The following is a 19641-nucleotide window of genomic DNA, read 5'->3' as shown; positions in this document are numbered from 1 at the left end:
AAACAGCGCGAAATTTAATGTTAGGCGCTCCAAATTCGCGTTTGTTGCATGCCCGCGCAACAAACCTTCTCCAATCGGCGGCGGCTGAGCTAAAATCCGCGCGACACAAAACTTACGACTTAAACCGATGAACGTCAAAAATTGTTTACTCAGCGTAGTGTTTTTATGCATTGGCAATGCGGCGTATGCCGATAAGACGCCCATTCGCCTGGGTACCATGGCGGCCGGTACCCTGAACTGGGAATTGGCGGCGATGCGCGACCAGGGCTTGCTGGAAAAAGCCGGCTTCAGCCTGGAAGCGGTGGCGATCGCCAATCAGCAGGCCGGCAAGGTGGCATTGCAAGCCGGCGCGGTCGACGTCATCGTCTCGGACTGGATTTGGACTTCCGCAATGCGCGCGGAAGGCCACGCCTACAGTTTTTATCCCTATGCCGATACCTCCGGCGTGTTGTTGGTCCCGGCGGATAGCCCGATCAAAACCCTAGCCGATTTGCCCGGTAAAAAACTCGGCGTGGCCGGCGGCGAGCTCGATAAGAACTGGCTGTTACTCCAAGCCTTGGGCAAGCAACAGCAACTCGACTTGAACGCCAGCGTCGAGAAAGTCTACGCCGCTCCGCCGTTGCTCGGCCAGCAATTGCAGAGCAAACGGCTGGACGCCTTGCTGACCTATTGGCAGTTCGCCGCGCATCTGGAGAGCCTCGGTTACCGAGCCTTGCTTAGCGGCGAAGACATCATCGCCAAACTCGGCATTACCGAAACCGTTCCCAGCCTGGGTTACGTGTTCAAACAGGACTGGGCTGATTCGCATAAGACCGATTTCTTGCAGTTTCTGACCTTGAGCCGGCAAGCTCGCGATACTTTGTGCAGCTCCGATGTCGCCTGGCAAAAAATACTACCGCTCACCGACGCCGCGACGCCGACCGAGCAAGACCGCTTGCGTCAGCGCTATTGCCAAGGCCGGGTGGAAGCCTGGGGCGCTCCGCAACAAGACGCTGCTCGGGCCATTTTCACGCTATTGCACGGCTTAAGCGGCAATAAGTTGACCGGCGGCGCCGATCGTCTCCAAGCCGGGACATTCTGGTCGACCGACTGACCGTGGCGGTACCATTTTGCTTGCCCCGCGTTGCGGTGCCTCTGGCCTCGCTGGCGCTCCTGATCGCGCTGTGGAGTCTGGTCGCCACGGCGGCGGCCAATCCCAGCCTACCGCCGCCCAGCCGTGTCGCTGTCACCCTTTACCGGGCAGTAGCTTCCGGCGAATTGCCTTATCACTTAGGCGTCACGCTACTACGCCTTTCGATCAGTTTTACGATCGCGATGTTGTTGGGCTGCGGACTGGGCTTGGTACTCGGCCGGCATAAAAAGCTGGATGCCTTTTTCGACAACTGGTTGGTGTTATTTTTGAACATCCCAGCCCTGGTCACCATCATCCTATGTTACGTCTGGTTCGGTCTGTCCGAATCCGCGGCGATCCTGGCGGTCGTCATCAACAAATTGCCCAACGTGGCGGTGACGATACGCGAGGGCACCCGCGCGCTGGACCGGGATTTATTGGACATGGCCCGCAGCTACGGTTTCAGTCCCGCCAAAACCCTGCGGCACGTCGTCTGGCCGCAACTGCATCCGTTCGTGATGAGCGCGACCCGCTCCGGTCTGGCGCTGATCTGGAAGATCATCCTGGTCGTCGAGTTGCTTGGCCGCGGCAACGGCATGGGCTATCAATTGCATCTGTTTTTCCAGTTGTTCGACGTCGCCAGCTTGTTGGCTTATACGATTGCGTTCGTCGCGGTGATTCAACTCTTGGAATGGCTGGTGCTCAGACCGCTGGATGCCAAGGCGCGACGGTGGCGGCGATGACCGATATAGAAATCAGCGTCCTCGACAAAACTTACCGACCCGAGCATGCCGCCGACCGCCAGCATAAGGCCATCGCCGATTTGCAGCTTCGGGTGGCGCGCGACCAGTTCGTCTGCCTGCTGGGACCGTCCGGCTGCGGCAAAACCACGCTGCTGAACATGATTGCCGGCCTGGACAGCCAGTACCAGGGCCAGATTCGCATCGGCCGCCTCGCGAGCCGGCCGAAAATCGGCTACGTATTTCAGAGTCCCAGATTGCTGCCGTGGTACGACGTGCGCCGCAACATCGAACTGGTCTTTCCCGCCAAACCGCCGACCGAATTGATCGACGCCTTGCTGGACGCGATGCAGCTCGGCGATGTTCAGCACGAATTTCCCGAGCGCCTGTCGCTCGGCATGCAACGCCGGGTGGCGATCATACGCGCCTTCGCGATCGATCCGGACTTGCTGTTGATGGACGAACCCTTCGTGTCGCTGGACGCGCCGAGTGCCCGTCAGGTCCGTAACCTGTTATACACGCTGTGGCAACAGCGCCCGCACACCGTGTTGTTCGTCAGCCACGATTTGCGCGAGGCCATCGCATTGGCCGACAGGCTGATTTTTTTATCCCCATCGCCGATGCGCATCGTCGCCGACATCGTGGTCGACATTCCCCGGCCGCTCCGAAATGACGAAGTTCAAATCGAAACCTTCCGGGGCACTTTGTATAGTCGGCATCCCCAGATCGCCGACCTGCTGTAGCGTGAAAACCGTAGCCGCCGAATGGGCGGTCGAAGAACTCATCAAAAAATCGCGTTTCATCGGCGTCGTTTGCCCCTGCTCCCGGGAACGCGATGCGCTGCTGTTTATAGAGAGTTTACGCGTTCAACATTCCGGCGCCAGTCACGTCGCCTTTGCCTACCGAGTTCTCGGAGCGGACGGACTGATCGGCCGCTGCAACGATGCCGGCGAACCCAGCGGCACGGCCGGCAAGCCGATTTTTCAACACTTGGACGGTAAGCAATTAATCAACCTATGCGTCGCGGTGGTGCGTTATTACGGCGGCGTCAAGCTTGGGGTCGGCGGTTTGACCCGCGCCTATGGCAGTCTCGCCAAGCAGGTCATCGACGCCGCGCAAATCGTTGAACATATCGAATTCGCCGAGTGCGAACTATCCCTGGATTACTCGCGTCTCCAAATGCTGGACTACCATTTGAAAAAGCTGGACGGCGTTATTGTCCACCAAGATTTCGCCGATTCGGTGACGTTGCGCGTCAAGCTGCCCAAACACCAACTCGCCGCGCTTCAGGCGCTGATTCGGATTTAGCCCGTCAATCAAATGGCCACGCGTGGACGCCGGAATCATACCGGTCGCAACCTAACTTATTCTGTTGCGAATCATCAACATTCAATTTATATCTGGCACAGATGACAACTTGATGGCAACATTGTATCCAAATTTGAAACAAAGCATCTACGAATTGCTGTATTGTAAATAAAACGCTTGGGCCTTATAGTGAAGTCGTGTTCATTGCATTCGACTGTTTCAGTCTAGGAGTCCAAATGAAATCATCCAAAAACCTTTACCGTGACATTCTGACCGGCCTGTTTTTCACGACCGGCGTGTTTGGCTTTATGTCCGGCGAATTCGTGATTTCCACGATGCTGTTTGGAGCCGCCACGATCTCGAGCAACCTCGATTTCAACGGCTCGTTTCGCGCCTAGTTTTTAGTTGTACCTCCTCGTTGTTTTTTAAGCCGTTCGTTCCATAGCTCTGTGCTTGTCCGCTGCCCCTCACTCCGGGGCGGCGGGTCTTTTTCGTTACTCTCCCCACTGGTTTCTCTATTCGCCGCTCCAAGCCGGCGCTGCCTAGCTCCGTCGCTTGATGGTAAAATCTTCGAATATTCACTGCAGACCACGCCAAACCGATGACGACCGCCCCCGCCGCACTTTACGAATCTTACCTGCCTCATCTTAAACTGCTGGGTCGCGGCAAGGTCCGCGATATGTACGAAATCGACGCAGAACATTTGCTAATCGTCACGACCGATCGGATGTCGGCCTTCGATGTGATCATGCCCGACCCGATTCCGGGCAAGGGACAAGTCCTAACTCGGGTGTCCAACTTCTGGTTCGCCCGGATGCGCGACATCATTCCCAACCATTTGAGCGACGATTTGTCACTGGCCGACGTGATTCCGGACCCGGCCTTGCGGGCACCCGTCGAGGGCCGGGCGATCATCGTCAAACGGCTCAAACCATTGCCTATCGAGGCCATCGTCCGAGGCTATCTGATCGGCTCCGGCTGGAAAGACTACCAGCGCACCGGCCAGGTTTGCGGCATCGCGCTCCCTGCCGGCTTGCAACAAGCGCAGCAACTGCCCGAACCGATCTACACGCCCTCGAGCAAGGCCGAGGTCGGCGTTCACGACGAAAACATCAGCTTTGCCGATACCGTTAACCTGGTCGGCCGCGAAGTCGCCGACCAGATTCGCGATGTCAGTATCCGGCTTTACAGCAGCGCCGCCGAATACGCGCTGGCGCGCGGTATTATCATCGCCGACACCAAATTCGAATTCGGCCAGGACGACAGCGGCAAGGTCTATTTGATCGACGAAGCGCTGACGCCAGACTCGTCGCGCTTCTGGCCGGTCGAGCAATACCAAGTCGGCATTAGCCCACCCAGCTTCGACAAGCAATATTTGCGCGATTACTTGGAAACCCTCGACTGGAACAAAACCGCCCCCGGCCCAAAACTCCCCGAGGAAGTCAGCCGCAAATGCGCCGAAAAGTACCGGGAAGCCGAGTTGAAGTTGGTCGGAGTCTAGCAGGCCAATACTGCGGTCGGCGCGGCATATCGACGGGCCGACCGAGGTTTCAGGATTCGAATAGTTTGAGCCAGGGCGCGTATCATACGGATAGTCGAAAAACTACGATACTTCGCCGAAATAGCTCTTACACAACAGGTTACGGGTAAGCCAAGATGCGGCACGGATTGTAAACCGGTTTTGACGCGGGCAAAAGCTGCCAGAAAGTTGATTGTTCCCATGCAAAAATGCTGGCTGATAACTGTCGATTACAACATTTGGAACTGGATATGTTCTGAAAGCGTTGAAGCAGTGGGGATGTGATGGCGGTCTCCTAATCAATGACGAGCCATTCGTGTGGGGAGTCATAGCCGGGCGGCACGATGGCATTTATTGTCTGTTATTGGGGTGTTTTATTCTGAACTGTCCCGACAATGTCCCAGGACTGATTCTAGCGGGCTCAAAGGCCTTATAACTTATTGACTTAAATGGTGCCGGCAATAGGAATCGAACCTACGACCTTCGCGTTACGAGTGCGCTGCTCTACCTGCTGAGCTATGCCGGCGTGTGATGGGTTATTTGTAGATGGTTTTCGGGTCTTTCAGGATCGGGTCGACGGCTTGCCATTCGCCGTCTTTCAGGCTGCGGTAAAAACAGCTTTCCCGGCCGGTGTGGCAGGCGATGCCGCCTTCCTGCTCGATTTTAATCAGGATCACATCCGCATCGCAATCGAGTTGGATATCGAGGACTTTCTGCCGGTGACCCGATTCTTCGCCCTTGCGCCACAAGCGCTGACGAGAACGCGACCAGTATACCGCAAATCCTTCTTGTTCGGTAAGCGCCAGCGATTCCCGATTCATCCAGGCGAACATCAAAATTCGGCCGCTAAGATGGTCTTGGGCAATGACCGGTACCAAGCCGTCCTCGGTCCAGGCGATTTCGTCCAGCCAGGCGCCGCTCACAGTCTGACCTCGATGCCGCGCGACTGCATGTGGCGCTTGGCTTGCTCTATCGTGTATTCGGCGAAGTGGAAGATACTGGCGGCCAGCACCGCGTCGGCCTTGCCTTCGATAATGCCGTCGGCCAGATGGTCGAGGTTGCCGACGCCGCCGGAGGCGATCACCGGAATCGGTACCGCTTCGCTGATCGCGCGGGTCAGCGGTAAATCGAAGCCGGACTTGGTGCCGTCGCGGTCCATGCTGGTCAGCAGGATTTCGCCGGCGCCGTAGGTTTGCATTTTGACGGCCCATTCGACCGCGTCGATGCCGGTCGGTTTGCGGCCGCCGTGGGTGAAGATTTCCCAGCGGTCCGCTGCGCCGTCCTGACTGACTTTTTTGGCGTCGATGGCCACAACGATGCATTGCGAGCCGAATTTGTCCGCCGCTTCCTTGACGAATTCCGGCCGGAATACCGCCGCGCTGTTAATGCCGACTTTGTCGGCGCCGGCATTCAACATGCGGCGAATGTCGTCCAGGACGCGAATGCCGCCGCCGACAGTCAGCGGGATGAAGACCTCGCCGGCCACTTTCTCGACGACGTGTACCATCGTCGCCCGGTCGTCGTGGGTGGCGGTGATGTCCAAGAAGGTGATTTCGTCGGCGCCCTCGCGGTCGTAGCGGCGGGCGATTTCCACCGGATCGCCGGCGTCGCGGATGTCGACGAATTTGACGCCCTTGACGACACGGCCGTTATCGACGTCCAGGCAAGGAATGATGCGTTTGGCTAGGCTCATGCTGCTTCGATTAAAGATCGGCGCCACTGAAGGATTCGGCCAGTTTCTCGCCTTCGGCGAAATCCAACGTGCCTTCGTAAATCGCTCGACCGGTGATTGCACCCATGATGCCTTCGTGAGCCACCTCGCCGAGCGCGCGAATATCGTCCAGATTGGTAATGCCGCCGGAGGCGATGATCGGGATATTCACGGCGCGAGCTAGTTTCGCGGTGGCTTCGACATTAACGCCTTGCATCATGCCGTCGCGGGAAATATCGGTATAAATGATCGCCGAGACACCGTTGGCTTCGAATTTTTGCGCCAGGTCGATAACATCGTGCCGCGACAGCTTCGACCAGCCGTCGATCGCGACCCGGCCGTCCTTGGCGTCGAGGCCTATGATGATATGCCCCGGAAACTCGATCGCGACGTCGCGGACGAAGTGCGGCTCGCTGACCGCCTTGGTGCCGATGATGACGTATTGCACGCCGGCTTCCAGATAGGCTTGAATCGTGTCTTCGTCGCGGATGCCGCCGCCGATTTGCACCGGCACCTCCGGATAGGCTTCGACGATGGCGTGGATGATTTCGGCATTTTTCGGCCGGCCGGCGAAGGCGCCGTCCAGATCCACCAAATGCAAGCGTTTGGCGCCGGCTTCTACCCAGCGTCCGGCCACCGCGACCGGGTCTTCCGAAAATACGGTGTCGTCTTCCATACGACCTTGACGCAAACGCACACACTTCCCTTCTTTCAAGTCAATTGCGGGTATCAGCAACATAGTTCAATCTCGGAGGTTAAATCACTGGGTCTGTAGTTACATCGAGGCTGGAAATTAGGCGGTTCCGTCCCAATGCAAAAAGTTTTGCAACAATTGCAGGCCGACGGTCTGGCTTTTTTCCGGGTGAAATTGCACGGCGAATATCCGGTCCTGGGCCAACGCGCAGGCGAACGGAGTCGGGTAATCGGCCGTTGCCGCCGTCCGCTCGGAGACGTCGGGTACGGCAAAGTAGCTGTGAACGAAATAAAACCGGCTGTCTTGCGGGATGCTTTCCCAAAGTGGATGCGGCTGCTGGCGGACTCGGTTCCAGCCCATATGCGGAATTTTCAGCACTTGGCCGGCACCGTCGGTTAAATGGTCGGCAAAACGGCGAACACGACCCTGAATCACATCCAAGCAGGCCACGCCGTCGTTTTCCTCGCTATCGGTTAGCAGAGCTTGCATACCCAGGCAAATACCCAGCAGAGGCTTCTCGGCCGCCGCGCTGGCTATCACGCCGGCCAGACCGCTGGTTTTCAAGGCTTGCATGCAATCGCGAATGGCTCCAACGCCTGGAAATACGATGCGGTCGGCATCGGTAATGATCGCCGGGTCGGCAGTGACCCGAATCTCGGTCGCCGGTTCGGCATGCTGAAGCGCTTTGGCGATGGAATGCAGATTACCCATTCCGTAGTCGATAACGGCAACTGTCGACATAATGTGATACAGGTTTTGGGGTCGGGTTGGACTGAGAAAGCCGGAATTATAGACTGCCTTTGGTGGAGGGCATGATGCCGGCCATGCGCTCGTCGTGGCTGATCGCCATTCTGATCGCGCGGCCGAATGCCTTGAACACGGTCTCGGCAATATGGTGGGCGTTGCCGCCTTTCAGGTTGTCGATGTGCAACGTGACGCCGGCATGATTGACGAATCCCTGGAAAAACTCCTTGAGCAAATCGACATCGAAGCTGCCGATCAGCGCCCGTTTGAACTCGACTTCGTAAAACAGGCCGGGCCGGCCGGAAAAGTCGACTACGACGCGCGATAGCGATTCGTCCAACGGGCAGTACGCGTGGCCATAGCGGAAAATGCCTTTCTTGTCGCCCAGGGCCTGGGCGAAGGCTTGGCCCAAGGTGATACCGATATCTTCGACGCTGTGATGGGCGTCAATGTGCAAGTCGCCGTGAGATGCGATGTCGAGGTCTATCAAGCCGTGTCTGGCTACCTGATCCAGCATGTGATCCAAAAACGGCAATCCGGTCCGGAATGAGGTCTTGCCGTTTCCGTCGAGATTGACGGCGACTGTGATCTGGGTTTCGAGCGTGTTGCGCTCGACCTGGGCGGTGCGTGGGTTCATGCCTGAAAACCGTGAGTAATTGCCGATTAGTTTACGTGAATAAGACCGCTACGCCAAACTCTTGCTGGCAATTTCGTAAACGTCCTTGGACAGATGCTCGGTTTCGACGATGCGCCGTAATTCGCGTGTCATCAATGCCTGTCTGTCGGTATCGTAACGCCGCCATTGGGCGAAGCCGCCGACCATCCGCGCGGCGATTTGCGGATTCAAGGTATTCAACTCAATGACGCGATCCGCCAAAAACCGGTAGCCGTCGCCGTTTCTGACATGGAAGTGCAGCGGATTGGATTGGCTGAACGCGCCGACCAGCGAGCGCACCCGGTTGGGCGTTTTCATATCGAAGGCCGGATGTTGCATCAAGCTTTGCACGGTGGCGAAGGTCTCGGGCATATGACAGGTGGCTTGCAAGGTAAACCATTTGTCGACGACCAGCGCCTCGCGTTGCCATTGCCGGTAAAAACTATCCAGACAATCGGCTTTGGCCGGATTGCGGCTGTTGACGACCGCCGACAGCGCTGCAATCTGGTCGGTCATGTTGCGGGCGCTACGGAACTGGGTTTCGGCCAGAGCGTAACTATCCGGCTTTTCCAGCGCGGTCAGATAGCTCAGGCAGGCGTTTTTCAGGCGACGCCGTCCGACCGCCGAGGCATCGAAACAGCCCGACTCGTCCTGATGGTGTTCGGCGTACACGCGTTGGAATTCGGCGGATAGCGCGGTGGCCAGCGACAGACGCACGAATTCGCGGGCTTGGTGGATGGCTTCGACATCGACCACGGCCATCTGGCCGCCCAAATAACCTTCGTCGGGCAGACTCAGCAGCAGGGCGCGGTAGGACAGATCGGCGCCGGCGTCGGCCAGAATCGCCCGGAATGCCTCGATCAACACCGGGTTGGCCGTCAGCGTCCGGCCGGCCTGAATATCGGCGATTAATCCGAAAATAATCCGCGAAACCAATTGCTGGCCGGCTTCCCAGCGGTTGAAGGTGTCGCCGTCGTAACTGAGCAAAAACGCCAGTTCTTCCGGGTCTCGGTCGATCTTCAAGGTGACCGGCGCGGAGAAGCCGCGCAGCAGCGAGACGATCGGCTTTTGGGTCAAGCTCTCGAACACAAAGCGTTGTTCGGCTTCGGTCAGGCTCACGGTCGCTTCTTCGCAAAATTCGCCTCGGTACTGGAAGCGCGCCGGGCTACCGTCCGCCGCCAAGAAGCCCAGCTTGATCGGCACGTGCAGCGGCAATTTTTCCGGTTGATTCGGCGTCGGCGGACAGCTTTGCTTGACGGTCAACGTCAACTGACCGGCGTCGAACGCTTGCTCGACCTCCAACACCGGCGTGCCTGCTTGAGAATACCAGCGGCGGAATTGGGTCAGCTCGACGCCGTTGGCGTCTTCCATCGCCTTGACAAAATCCTCGCAAGTCACCGCTTGGCCGTCGTGGCGCTTGAAATACAGGTCGCAGCCCTGGCGAAATCCGGCCGCGCCCAGCAGGGTGTGCAGCATCCGCACCACTTCCGCGCCTTTTTCGTAAACGGTCAGCGTGTAGAAATTGTTGATTTCGATATAGGCTTCCGGCCGGATCGGGTGGGCCAGCGGGCCGGCGTCCTCGGCGAACTGGCGGGTACGCAGCATGTTGACGTCTTCGATGCGCTTGACCGCCGGCGACGAGCGGTCGCCGCTGAATTGCTGGTCGCGGAACACCGTGAAGCCTTCCTTCAGACTCAATTGAAACCAGTCGCGGCAGGTCACCCGGTTCCCGGACCAATTGTGGAAATACTCGTGGCCGATCACGCCCTCGATGTGTTCGTAGTCGCTGTCGGTGGCGGTATCGGGCCGGGCCAGCACGAACTTGGTGTTGAATACGTTCAAGCCCTTGTTTTCCATCGCCCCCATATTGAAATGGTCGACCGCGACGATCATGTACAAATCCAGATCGTATTCCAGGCCGTAGGTCTCCTCGTCCCAGCGCATCGCGTTTTTCAGCGATTGCATCGCATGGCCGCATTTGTCGACGTTATGAGCTTCGACGAAGATTTCCAGCGCGATGCGCCGGCCGCTCACCGTCGTAAATTCGTCGGCGACGCATTCCAATTGTCCGGCGACCAGTGCAAACAAATAACAGGGTTTAGCGAAAGGGTCTTCCCACGCCACCCAATGCCGGCCGCCGTCCACGTCGCCGGCGCCGATTTTGTTGCCGTTGGACAGCAGCACCGGATATTTGGCCCGGTCGGCGATCAGCTTGGTGGTAAACCGACTCATCACGTCCGGTCGATCCAGAAACCAGGTGATCTTGCGGAATCCCTGCGCTTCGCATTGGGTACACAGCATGCTGCTGGAGAGATATAAGCCTTCCAGCGCGGTGTTGGCTTGCGGATCGATGATGTTTTCGATGTTGATTCGAAACGGCCGATCGCCGGGCACCCGGTGTATCGTCAGCGTTTCGTCGCTCAGCGTGTAGTCGCAGGCCGCCAGCGCTTGGCCGTCCAGCAAGATACCGACCAATAGCAGCTCTTCGCCGAACAGCGTCAGCGCCTCGCTCGCGCTCCGGCTGTCGGGGTTGCGCCGCACGTCGAGGCCGGCGCGGACCACGGTGCGTTGTTCGTCCAGCTCGAAAACCAATTCGACCTGATCGATCAAATAGTCCGGCGGGGTGTAGTCTTTCAGGTAAACGGTTTGCGGGGTGGCGTCGCACATGCTTATCGGTCGTCGGTTTTCACCGGTTGGGGTTTAGGAGAAATCAGCCAATAGGTCAAGCCCAAGGCCAGGATCACCGTCGCGATCGCGACGATGTAATGCCATTCGAGTTCCTTGAAGTCCAGCATGATGACCTTCCTGGCCACGGCCATCAACGCGGTAGCGATCACCATTTTGATCGGCAATGCGTCGTGTTTGATGTAAACGGTGATGTTGACGAAGATTTCAATCGCGATCAGCACCGCCATGAACGAGCCGAAAATCACCAGGATGTCGGAGACGGTCAGCATCATGAACGGCGCTTCGACCAGTTTTTGAAACATCACGTAGGCGACGTCGGCGACGCCCCAAAGTATCACCAAAACCATCAACACCGCGAGAATGCGCACCGCGAAATGGATCACCGCGTGCAAGATTTTGATCATCGCGTCCTCTACCGGCGGCGGCAATTTGACTTCGCCGTCGCCGTCGCGGGAATTTCTGCCGCCGGTCGGGCGGGGAGCGGACGCCGGCGCCGGTGAACTCGGGCGAACGGGCGGTTTATCCATCGGAACCTCCAGAGTATTGTAGTGCTGCTTTGGCGATGGCCGCCCAAGCCAGTAAAAACGCGACGCCGCCGAACGGCGTAATCATGCCCAACCAGCTTAGATTAAAAATCGCCAACAGATACAAACTGCCGGAAAACAAAACGATGCCGATCAATAAGCTCCAGCCCGCCCAGCGCAAATAGCGGTGTTCCGGCATCACACCGACCAGCGCCAAGGTCAGCGTATGCCACATGTGGTAGCTTACCGCCGTCTTGTAGATGTCCAAGCCGTGTTCGGACAAGACGTTTTTCAGCCCGTGCGCGCCGAACGCGCCCAGGCCGACGCCGAGGAAACCGCAAATCGCCGCATAAAACAAAAACCGGCGTTGGCTCATTTCTCCAACAGCCTTGGCATCAATTGCACCAGATTGCAGGGTCTGGTGCGGTAATCCAGTTGGTCTTTGATCAGCGCGTCCCAGGCGGTGCGGCAGGCGCCGGACGAGCCGGGCACGCAGAAAATGTAAGTGGCGTTGGCAACGCCGGCCAGTGCCCGCGATTGTACTGTCGAGCTTTTGATGTCCTGGTAGGAAATCATCCGGAACACTTCGCCGAAACCGTCCAAGACCTTGTCCAGCAGTGGCTTGACCGCTTCCGGCGTGCCGTCGCGGCCGGTGATGCCGGTGCCGCCGGTGGTAATCACGGCGTTGACGTCGGCATCCGCGATCCAGTGGCTGATCGCCGCGCGAATTCGATAAATATCGTCGGGGACGATGCGTTTCTCGTGAAGATTGTGGCCGGCGGCCAGCAAGCCGTCCACCAAGGTTTTGCCGGACACGTCGTCCGCCTCGGTGCGGGTATCGGACACGGTCAATATCGCGATATTGATTGGAATGAATGCTCTGCTGTCGGTCACGGCGCCTGCTCCGGATTGGCAATGGTCCCGCATTCTAAGAAACCCGCGCCGGCACTGCAAGCGACGTTCCCGTGTGCATTTGGCGAATGCCTGGTCATCAAAATCGGCTATGCTGTCGATTCCGCCGATTGACGGCCCTTCAATGCCCTCGTCGCATCCGAGTCCGCCATGCTTCCGCCCAATTCCCGCTACGAAAAACTGGCCAGTCTGGCCGCGTTCTGTCTGCTGTTGTTCGCTTGCTATCAAGTGTTGCGGCCGTTTTTCTTCGACCTGTTGTGGGCGGCAATCCTTTGTTACGTGACTTGGCCGCTGTACAGCCGTTTGCGGAGCTGGAATTTGAGCGCCAACCGGGCCGCGATTGCGATGGTGGTGCCGATAGGGGCGCTGTTGCTGACGCCGTTTGCCGCCGCGGGTTTTACATTTACCGATGACATCAATCGGATGTTGCAATGGTTGAACCAGAGCGCTCACGAATGGCCGGCGCCGCCGGTTTGGCTGCGCGGCTTGCCGTTGATCGGCGACAGTGCGGCCGATAGTTGGCAGGCCTTCGGCGAAGATTCCAGCCGCATCGTCAATTTTGCCCGTCAATACGCCCTCGGCGCCGGCGGCTGGCTGTTGCAACAAAGCATCGGTCTGGCCGGCGAATTGCTGCATCTGGGCTTGAGCATCCTGGTGTTGTTTTTCTTCTATCGCGACGGCGAGCATGTCGCCGGCCATGTGGTGATCGCCGTCGAGCGTTTGGCCGGCGAACGCACCCAGCGGATTCTGCACATCGTTCGCAGCAGTTTGCTGGCCGTGGTTTACGGCATACTTGGCACCGCGCTGGTTCAAGCGCTGGCGTCGATGCTGGGCTTTGTGATTGCCGGCGTGCCTTACGCCTTCGTGTTGGGCGTGTTCGCTTTCTTTTTGATGATCATCCCGGCCGCCGGCACCGTGGTTTGGCTGCCGATCTCGTTATGGCTATTGGCGGAAGGCGAAACCGGCTGGGCCATCTTTATCGCGGTCTGGTTTTTGGCCTTCGTCGGTACCATCGATAACTGGTTGCGGCCGTTGCTAATCAGTCGGGAGGTCGAACTGCCGTTTGTTTTGATTGTGTTCGGCATTTTCGGCGGTTTGTTGGCATTCGGCTTTATCGGGGTTTTTCTGGGGCCGACGCTATTGGCCACCAGTTATGCGTTGTTGCTGGATTGGTTGATCCGCACCGAACAGGAAACGCTTGCCGAATCCGACAAGCCGCCTCGCGAGGCTGGAGACGACCAGGCTTAAGCCGCGACTGTTCAGATCGGCGTCGGCCCTCTACAATCGCGCTTGCATATCCATTCGACCTGTTTGCCAAAAGACGACTCCCATGGCCTGTCGCGACGATCCGACCGAACCGAAAAAACTCGACCGCCGGGAGCTGATTCGCTTGCAGGAACAATACGGCGAATTGGTCCGCGACCTGATGACCGAAGATCCCGAACGGGTGATTCTAAAACTGGTGGGCCGCGGCAACGCCTATCTGACCGAGCTGGCCGCGTTGCGGGCGCATCACGCCTCGGTCAGGTTAAGAGCGATTGCCTTGTTGGAAAACCCGAGTCGCACCGTGCTGCAACGAATTGCCGTCGATGAAGCGGACAGCGAGTTCGGTAAAGCGGCGCGAGTCAGACTAGAGACGTTAAGTCTGGACTAGTCTGCTAGTCGAGCACGTCTTTGAGCATGGAGGCAGATTTCCATAGTAAAAGCCACTGCCAAATCGGATAATTACCGCCGCTAATTTTACTTTCCACACATCACCTAGCCCGTGATCGACGCGGCTGACTTTGGTTTTTGACTGATGACCGTTCTCCAAAAAATCGACCCCGCCCACATCAAAAGTTTTATTCGTCGCCAAGGCCGAGCTACCGCCGGCCAAAAGTTGGCCTTGGAAAGCCATTGGGATAAATACTGTCTGTCACCCGATGCGGAATTCAACGCCGAGCAGATCTTTGGCCGGTCCGCGCCGCTGATTGTCGAAATCGGGTTTGGCAATGGCGACAGTTTGGCGGCGATGGCCGAAGCCAATCCCGATTTGAATTATCTTGGTATCGAAGTGCACCGGCCCGGCGTCGGCCATTTGATGATGTTGCTGGAGCAGCGGAGCATCGCGAATGTGCGGATTTATCATCACGATGCGATCGAGATTTTGGAACGGAAGATTCCGGACCGTTGCGTGGCGGGCGTACATCTGTTTTTTCCCGACCCTTGGCATAAACGTCGCCACCATAAGCGGCGCATCGTTCGGCCGAGTTTTTTAGCGTTGCTGAACCGGAAATTGGCGACCGGCGCTTACTTTCACGCCGCGACCGATTGGCGGGAATACGCAAAAGACATGTTGGCGACGCTATCGGCCGATGCCGGATTGAACAATGCCAGCCCGACCGGTGATTATTGTCCGCGCCCGGACTATCGGCCGCTCACCAAGTTCGAGAATCGCGGCCTTCGACTGGGTCACGGGGTTTGGGACTTAATCTTCACCAAAATTTGAGTTTAGTGAGCGTCGCTAAACCGGTCGACCACGAGCTTGCCGCCGGAAATCACCAAATCCGGATATTCCAGCAATTTCAGATTCTCGGTGGGATCGCCGCGCACCGCGATCAAATCGGCCGGTGCCCCCGGCATTAAACTGCCGAGCAAGGCTTGGTTTACATGTAAACCCGCCTTGGAGGTGGCGGTGCGCAGGACTTCCAGTGCATCCATGCCGGCAAGGTGCCGTAAGTACAGCAATTCCTGAGCGTCTATGCCCCAAGGAATGTCGGGATGGGCGATTTCCGCCCCGTACAAAAATTCGCCGCCCAGCGCCGCGAAGCGGCTGGCATTTTTTGCGACACCGGCGCACTGCGCCAAGGTATCTATCGTTGAAACCATCTTGACGCCCTGAGCGACGGCGCGCCTTAGTTGGGCCTCGGGCAGCTCTTCGCAAGGCGTGTGCGCCCATTCGTCGACGCCGGCCTCCAACGCAATTTGCGCGCCGCGCGGCTCGGCCAGATGGGCCGTGACTTTCCGATTCAGCGCGTGTGCTTCGGTAACGATGGCTTTGACAATGTTCGGGGTCAACATCGGCCAGGATTTCGCCGCAGCCGAGTGAGTCTTGTCGTGCTGGTGAGCGTGTCCGTGCGCATGATGGTTCGACCAGGGGGCGCCGGTTTCGCCGCCGGGCTCCAGAGCCACCTTGATCACGACGGCGCCGCCGGCGACCAGCTCACGGACCGTCGCCCTGGCCTGTTGCTCGTCGCCGACCGGAATGGCAATGTCGGCCTCGCCGAGGCTGGGGATAGGGTAGCCGGCCGGCGCGGTGATAATCGGCCCCGACGTCATGAGTCTTAGATGACCGTCGCCACCGTAAGGTGGATGCAAAGGGCCGCCGACATCGCGCACCGTGGTGATGCCGTGGCTCAGTACCGTGTCGGCCGGCACTTGTCGATAAGTGAGATGGGCGTGCAACTCGATCAGTCCCGGCAACAGCGTGGCGTCGCCTAGTTCCAGAACCTTGGCTCCGTCGGCGGGCACCGCTTCCGCGCTATCCAGTTTGGCGATCCGGCCTTGTTCAATCCGAACCGCGGCATGGGTATGCACGGTATAGCCGTCGAAAATCCGCGCGGCGCGGATCAACAAGGCTTGATCGGCAGCGGCGTTCGGCGCCGTCAATGCGAGGGTCAACGCTGTCGCCAGCGAAGCGGTGGGTATGGAAAATCCGGTGGATGTGGTCATCGAATCAGGCTGCGGTGGTTAATGTGCTTGAGCCCAGGCGCCGAGCCTTATATCCGGCTCGGCGGGCGGAAACGCTGCCTAGGGCGGCGACCGGCCGCTCCAGGCAGCGTAGTTTAGAAACTGGCGGCGACGCCGACCTGGCCCCAGATGCCCGGCATTTCATAGCCGGGACGATAGACATAGCGTTTGTCGAACAAGTTTTCGACGCTGACAAACACTTCGCCCTTTTTGCCCAGCTCGGAGATGGGCAGCGCCAGCCGAGTATTGGCGACCGTGAAGGCTTCGACGCGTTGGGTGTTCACGTCGCTGATGTTGCGGCTACGATTCAGCGCCCAGGTGCGCGATTGGTATTGCAAATCGAAGGAGAAGCGCAACGGGCCGATCGGGCCGTTGATGCCGGCGGTGACCGCTTGCTCCGGCGTGTAAGGTAGATTCTCGATGCTGGGATTCAGCAAGGTCAAGCCGGCGAACAAGCTCCAGTCGGCGACCAATTCCTGTTTGATCGAGGCTTCCAGGCCGCGCATCCAATACGCGCCATAGTTTAGATAAGCGCCTTGGCTGACGTCGAACACATAGCGATTTTTGACGTTGTCGATAAAAAAGCTCAAATCGATTTGGGTGGATTTGAACGGCGATGCCTTCAAACCGACTTCGGCGTGATCGACACTTTCCGGCGCCAAGCCTTGCCAGCCTTGCGGCGAGAAGCTGAAGAACGGCACGTTAGCCAGCGCGCCGGAATTCGCGGCGGCGTCGATGCCCGGATAATTGACGCCGTTGGACACGTTGCCGAATAAGGTCAAGTTCTCGGAGACCAACGACAAGCCGGCATGCGGCGAAACCTTGGAAGCGTAATGGCTATGGTCGTAAAAGCGCACGCCGATCGAAGGTACCAAGGTCCAGTCCTTGTTCAGCACCAGATCGTGGCTAAGCGCGACGTAAGGCGTGGTCAAACGGAAGGTTGGCGTCGTGAACTGATAAATTTGCTCGTCCGAACCCGGAATCAAGTTATTGATCTTGCCGTTCAGCCATTCGTTGTCGATGCCGGCCAGCAATGTAGCGCCCTGCCAAGGCGAAAATTGCTCCTTCCAGCGGAAGCCGTCCATGCTGTATTGCGACAACAAATTGGAGCGGGCGCGCGGCGCGGAAGCGAATGCCGCGCCGGTCCAGCCGGACCAGTAAACGCCCTGGTTCAGCCAATTGCCGTCGCCGCCGTTATGGTACAGCGTGAATTTGCCCTGCCAACTGCCGTGCTGATGGCTGAGGCTGGCGGCCACCATGCCGGCCACGGTGTCGTATTCGCCGATCGGCGCTGTCACCCCGTATTGACCGGGATCGCCGGCGCGGTTGTCGGCGTACAAAAAGGTCACGTCCGAGCGCCAGTTGGCGTTGAATTGATAGCCGGCCTTGCCCAGTACATTGCGCAATTCGCCGTAGCCGTTTTGGCGGTTGCCGTCCGACTTGGCGTAGCCTTGCGCCACCGAAAAGTCGAAGTCGCCGTATTTGCCCTGTACGTCGGCCTGTTCGATGATGGTGCCGAAAAAACCGCCCGACAAACGGCCGCTACCGTGCAATCCGTCTTCGACCGCAGTCTTGGTCCGCAGATTGATCGAGCCGAAGTTGTTGCCGTTGATATGCGGCTGCGGGCCTTTATAGACCGTGATCGAATGCATGCCGTTGACCGGCAGCAAATCCAGCAAGGGGTGGTTCCAGGTCGCCATATACATCGGGATGTCGTCGATGTAGGTCTTGATCTCGCTACCGGGACGGCCGGCGCCTTGGCCGCGGATTGCCACCGCGCCGCCTTGATCGCCGCCGAACGCGCCGACCGGGTTGTAGCGCGAAATCTGCACGCCCGGCGTGCGCTTTAGCGCAGAAGCCAGGTCGACGGCGTTCTGGTCGCGAATCTGGTCTTCGGTAGTGACCGCCGACACGTTGGAAAACTCGTCGACATGATTCTCTTCGATGATGGGGTCGGCGATGACCTCGGTGCCGGTTAATTCCTCTGGCTTCTGATCGGCGATTGTCGCCGTGCTGATTAGCGATTGGCTAAGTGCTAAAAACAGGGTTTTGCGAAGAATGGCGGGAGTAGGCATGGCGTGTTCCAAACAAAAAACAAGCTCCCAATATATTCGGCAAATTAAAATCTATTTTATGCAAAACGGATTTTTTTATATTAAAAACGAACTCTTTAATTAAGCTGGGATATGGCGCGATTTAAATAATAAATTGAGTTATATAACATAGATATTAATATGTTCCTCGCTGCATTGGGTGAATTTCTCGGCGAGCTCGGGTCGTGGACGCAATGGCGTATAAATTGCTTTTGCTCGGAATTAGCCCACTGTGCAATTGCCTTATGAACCGCAACGCCCACTCTTCCGCTTGCTGGCGTATCGATAGCCAGGATTTGCCGGCCGATTTTTCGGCGGAGGACAACTGCGCGCTCAGCCGATTGCCGGACAATCTCGGGCTAGGGGTTTCCAGCGTTTATTCCTTGGCGCCCGCGTTGAATTACATCGAAACCCGCTACCGGCCCAGTCGCGATCTTGCGGTTTGGGCGCGTACCGACGCGGCGGAGCCGCGCATGGTGGTGACTTTGGCGCTGGAAGGGCAGTCGCGCTATACCCCCACGCAGGGCGAAAGTATTGTCTTTCGCGAAGGTTATACGTCGGTGACGATTTTTAACGCCTCCGAAGGCGTCAGGGAATACGCGGCGGATCAAGTGGTCACCCAATTGCGTTTCGCGGTTAACATGACTTGGTTGGCTCAGGCCTTCGGCGCGGACAAGCTGCCGACCTTGTTCGAGCCGGCCGCTCGTACCCGGCAAGTCAGCTTCAGGCCGATTTCGAGCGCCGGCCTGACCGCGGCGCATGCCCTGTTGCGTTGCCCGGTGTCTTCGCCCGCCAAATCCATGTTTCGGCACGGTCAGGCTTTGGCGATACTCGCGGCTGAATTGGATCACTTGTTCGGCGAAGTCCCCGATGTTGCCGGAGGCGGTCTACGCGACCGGGAAATCGCCCATCAGGCGCGTGATATTTTGTACGCCGAATTTGTCGATCCGCCGACCGTCGAGGAGCTGGCGCGTCGGCTAGCCACCAATCCCTGCAAGCTCAAGCAATTGTTCCATCGCTATTTCGAAACGACGCCCTACGGCATGTTACTGGAGATTCGGATGCGCGAAGCGCACCGTTTGCTGGAGGCGGGCCGTCAGCCCATCGGCTTGATTGCGGAGTTGGTCGGCTATCACCACGCCAGTAATTTCAGCACCGCTTTCACTCGCTATTTCGGTTATCCGCCCAAACGCATCGCCAAACGCGATTAAGG

21 protein-coding genes and 1 tRNA gene are annotated in these 19641 nt (G+C 58.0%); 10 read left to right on the top strand and 12 right to left on the bottom strand.

Going from position 1 to position 19641, the window contains the following annotated elements:
- The first annotated feature begins 127 nt into the window (after window positions 1-127).
- The 6 genes from BJL95_RS14950 to BJL95_RS14930 all read left to right on the top strand — a co-directional run bounded on the left by BJL95_RS14950 (window position 128) and on the right by BJL95_RS14930 (window position 4660).
- The gene (locus BJL95_RS14950; RefSeq protein ID WP_064029206.1) at window positions 128-1093 is read left to right on the top strand and encodes an ABC transporter substrate-binding protein; all 966 of its coding nucleotides are present in this window, start codon (window positions 128-130) and stop codon (window positions 1091-1093) included.
- Window positions 1094-1113: 20 nt separating this feature from the next.
- Complete coding sequence (locus tag BJL95_RS14945; RefSeq protein WP_064029249.1) at window positions 1114-1854, top strand: ABC transporter permease; 741 nt, start codon at window positions 1114-1116, stop codon at window positions 1852-1854.
- Complete coding sequence (locus BJL95_RS14940; protein WP_064029208.1) at window positions 1851-2594, top strand: ABC transporter ATP-binding protein; 744 nt, start codon at window positions 1851-1853, stop codon at window positions 2592-2594. Before BJL95_RS14945 ends, BJL95_RS14940 begins: the two co-directional genes overlap by 4 nt.
- A gap of 1 nt (window position 2595) precedes the next feature.
- Window positions 2596-3159 carry a YigZ family protein gene (locus BJL95_RS14935; RefSeq protein ID WP_071159033.1) on the top strand — a complete coding sequence of 188 codons (564 nt, stop codon included), beginning with the start codon at window positions 2596-2598 and terminating at the stop codon, window positions 3157-3159.
- 236 nt (window positions 3160-3395) lie between these two features.
- Window positions 3396-3557, top strand: coding sequence for a hypothetical protein (locus BJL95_RS25220; protein ID WP_168028338.1), 162 nt, complete (start codon window positions 3396-3398; stop codon window positions 3555-3557).
- Window positions 3558-3760: 203 nt separating this feature from the next.
- Window positions 3761-4660 carry a phosphoribosylaminoimidazolesuccinocarboxamide synthase gene (locus tag BJL95_RS14930; RefSeq protein ID WP_071159031.1) on the top strand — a complete coding sequence of 300 codons (900 nt, stop codon included), beginning with the start codon at window positions 3761-3763 and terminating at the stop codon, window positions 4658-4660.
- Window positions 4661-5128: 468 nt separating this feature from the next.
- Here the strand turns inward: BJL95_RS14930 and BJL95_RS14925 are convergent.
- From BJL95_RS14925 to moaB, 10 genes are all read right to left on the bottom strand, one after another.
- Window positions 5129-5204: transfer RNA gene (locus tag BJL95_RS14925), tRNA-Thr, on the bottom strand.
- 10 nt (window positions 5205-5214) lie between these two features.
- Window positions 5215-5601, bottom strand: a complete 387-nt coding sequence (hisI, locus tag BJL95_RS14920) for a phosphoribosyl-AMP cyclohydrolase (protein ID WP_071159029.1) — start codon at window positions 5599-5601, stop codon at window positions 5215-5217.
- Window positions 5598-6371 (bottom strand): imidazole glycerol phosphate synthase subunit HisF, encoded by a 774-nt coding sequence (gene hisF / locus BJL95_RS14915; protein WP_064029254.1) that lies wholly within the window; start codon window positions 6369-6371, stop codon window positions 5598-5600. The genes hisI and hisF overlap by 4 nt, the downstream gene beginning before the upstream one ends.
- A 10-nt stretch (window positions 6372-6381) precedes the next feature.
- Entirely contained in the window at window positions 6382-7128 is a 747-nt protein-coding gene (hisA, locus tag BJL95_RS14910; protein ID WP_064029231.1) for a 1-(5-phosphoribosyl)-5-[(5-phosphoribosylamino)methylideneamino]imidazole-4-carboxamide isomerase, read from the bottom strand.
- A 54-nt stretch (window positions 7129-7182) separates the two neighbouring features.
- Window positions 7183-7824, bottom strand: coding sequence for an imidazole glycerol phosphate synthase subunit HisH (hisH, locus tag BJL95_RS14905; RefSeq protein ID WP_071159027.1), 642 nt, complete (start codon window positions 7822-7824; stop codon window positions 7183-7185).
- A gap of 46 nt (window positions 7825-7870) precedes the next feature.
- Window positions 7871-8464, bottom strand: a complete 594-nt coding sequence (gene hisB, locus BJL95_RS14900; protein ID WP_064029236.1) for an imidazoleglycerol-phosphate dehydratase HisB — start codon at window positions 8462-8464, stop codon at window positions 7871-7873.
- Window positions 8465-8512: 48 nt separating this feature from the next.
- Window positions 8513-11149, bottom strand: a complete 2637-nt coding sequence (gene pepN / locus BJL95_RS14895) for an aminopeptidase N (protein WP_071159025.1) — start codon at window positions 11147-11149, stop codon at window positions 8513-8515.
- A gap of 2 nt (window positions 11150-11151) precedes the next feature.
- Window positions 11152-11697 (bottom strand): phosphate-starvation-inducible PsiE family protein, encoded by a 546-nt coding sequence (locus BJL95_RS14890; protein WP_083386058.1) that lies wholly within the window; start codon window positions 11695-11697, stop codon window positions 11152-11154.
- Entirely contained in the window at window positions 11690-12070 is a 381-nt protein-coding gene (locus BJL95_RS14885; protein ID WP_071159023.1) for a DUF423 domain-containing protein, read from the bottom strand. The genes BJL95_RS14890 and BJL95_RS14885 overlap by 8 nt, the downstream gene beginning before the upstream one ends.
- Entirely contained in the window at window positions 12067-12621 is a 555-nt protein-coding gene (moaB, locus tag BJL95_RS14880) for a molybdenum cofactor biosynthesis protein B (RefSeq protein ID WP_175463724.1), read from the bottom strand. The genes BJL95_RS14885 and moaB overlap by 4 nt, the downstream gene beginning before the upstream one ends.
- Window positions 12622-12756: 135 nt before the next feature.
- Between moaB and BJL95_RS14875 the strand changes: the two genes are divergently transcribed.
- From BJL95_RS14875 to trmB, 3 genes are all read left to right on the top strand, one after another.
- On the top strand, window positions 12757-13854 hold the full coding sequence (locus BJL95_RS14875) for an AI-2E family transporter (protein WP_071159022.1): 1098 nt from the start codon (window positions 12757-12759) through the stop codon (window positions 13852-13854).
- A gap of 82 nt (window positions 13855-13936) precedes the next feature.
- Window positions 13937-14260, top strand: a complete 324-nt coding sequence (locus tag BJL95_RS14870) for a hypothetical protein (protein WP_071159020.1) — start codon at window positions 13937-13939, stop codon at window positions 14258-14260.
- A gap of 144 nt (window positions 14261-14404) precedes the next feature.
- A complete protein-coding gene (gene trmB, locus BJL95_RS14865; RefSeq protein WP_064029247.1) occupies window positions 14405-15094 on the top strand; it encodes a tRNA (guanosine(46)-N7)-methyltransferase TrmB in 690 nt (229 codons plus the stop codon).
- Window positions 15095-15096: 2 nt separating this feature from the next.
- Here the strand turns inward: trmB and BJL95_RS14860 are convergent, their stop codons facing one another.
- Both BJL95_RS14860 and BJL95_RS14855 read right to left on the bottom strand, forming a co-directional pair.
- Window positions 15097-16317, bottom strand: coding sequence for an amidohydrolase family protein (locus BJL95_RS14860; protein ID WP_071159018.1), 1221 nt, complete (start codon window positions 16315-16317; stop codon window positions 15097-15099).
- 113 nt (window positions 16318-16430) lie between these two features.
- The gene (locus tag BJL95_RS14855) at window positions 16431-18410 is read right to left on the bottom strand and encodes a TonB-dependent receptor (RefSeq protein WP_083386056.1); all 1980 of its coding nucleotides are present in this window, start codon (window positions 18408-18410) and stop codon (window positions 16431-16433) included.
- Window positions 18411-18673: 263 nt separating this feature from the next.
- Between BJL95_RS14855 and BJL95_RS14850 the strand changes: the two genes are divergently transcribed.
- Window positions 18674-19639: an AraC family transcriptional regulator gene (locus tag BJL95_RS14850; RefSeq protein ID WP_071159016.1), complete on the top strand. Its 966-nt coding sequence runs from the start codon at window positions 18674-18676 to the stop codon at window positions 19637-19639.
- The last annotated feature ends 2 nt before the right edge of the window (window positions 19640-19641 follow it).

The organism is Methylomonas sp. LWB (genome assembly GCF_001856095.1).
Taxonomy (GTDB): Bacteria; Pseudomonadota; Gammaproteobacteria; order Methylococcales; family Methylomonadaceae; genus Methylomonas; species Methylomonas koyamae_A.
This window is presented reverse-complemented; position numbering and strand designations above follow the sequence as displayed.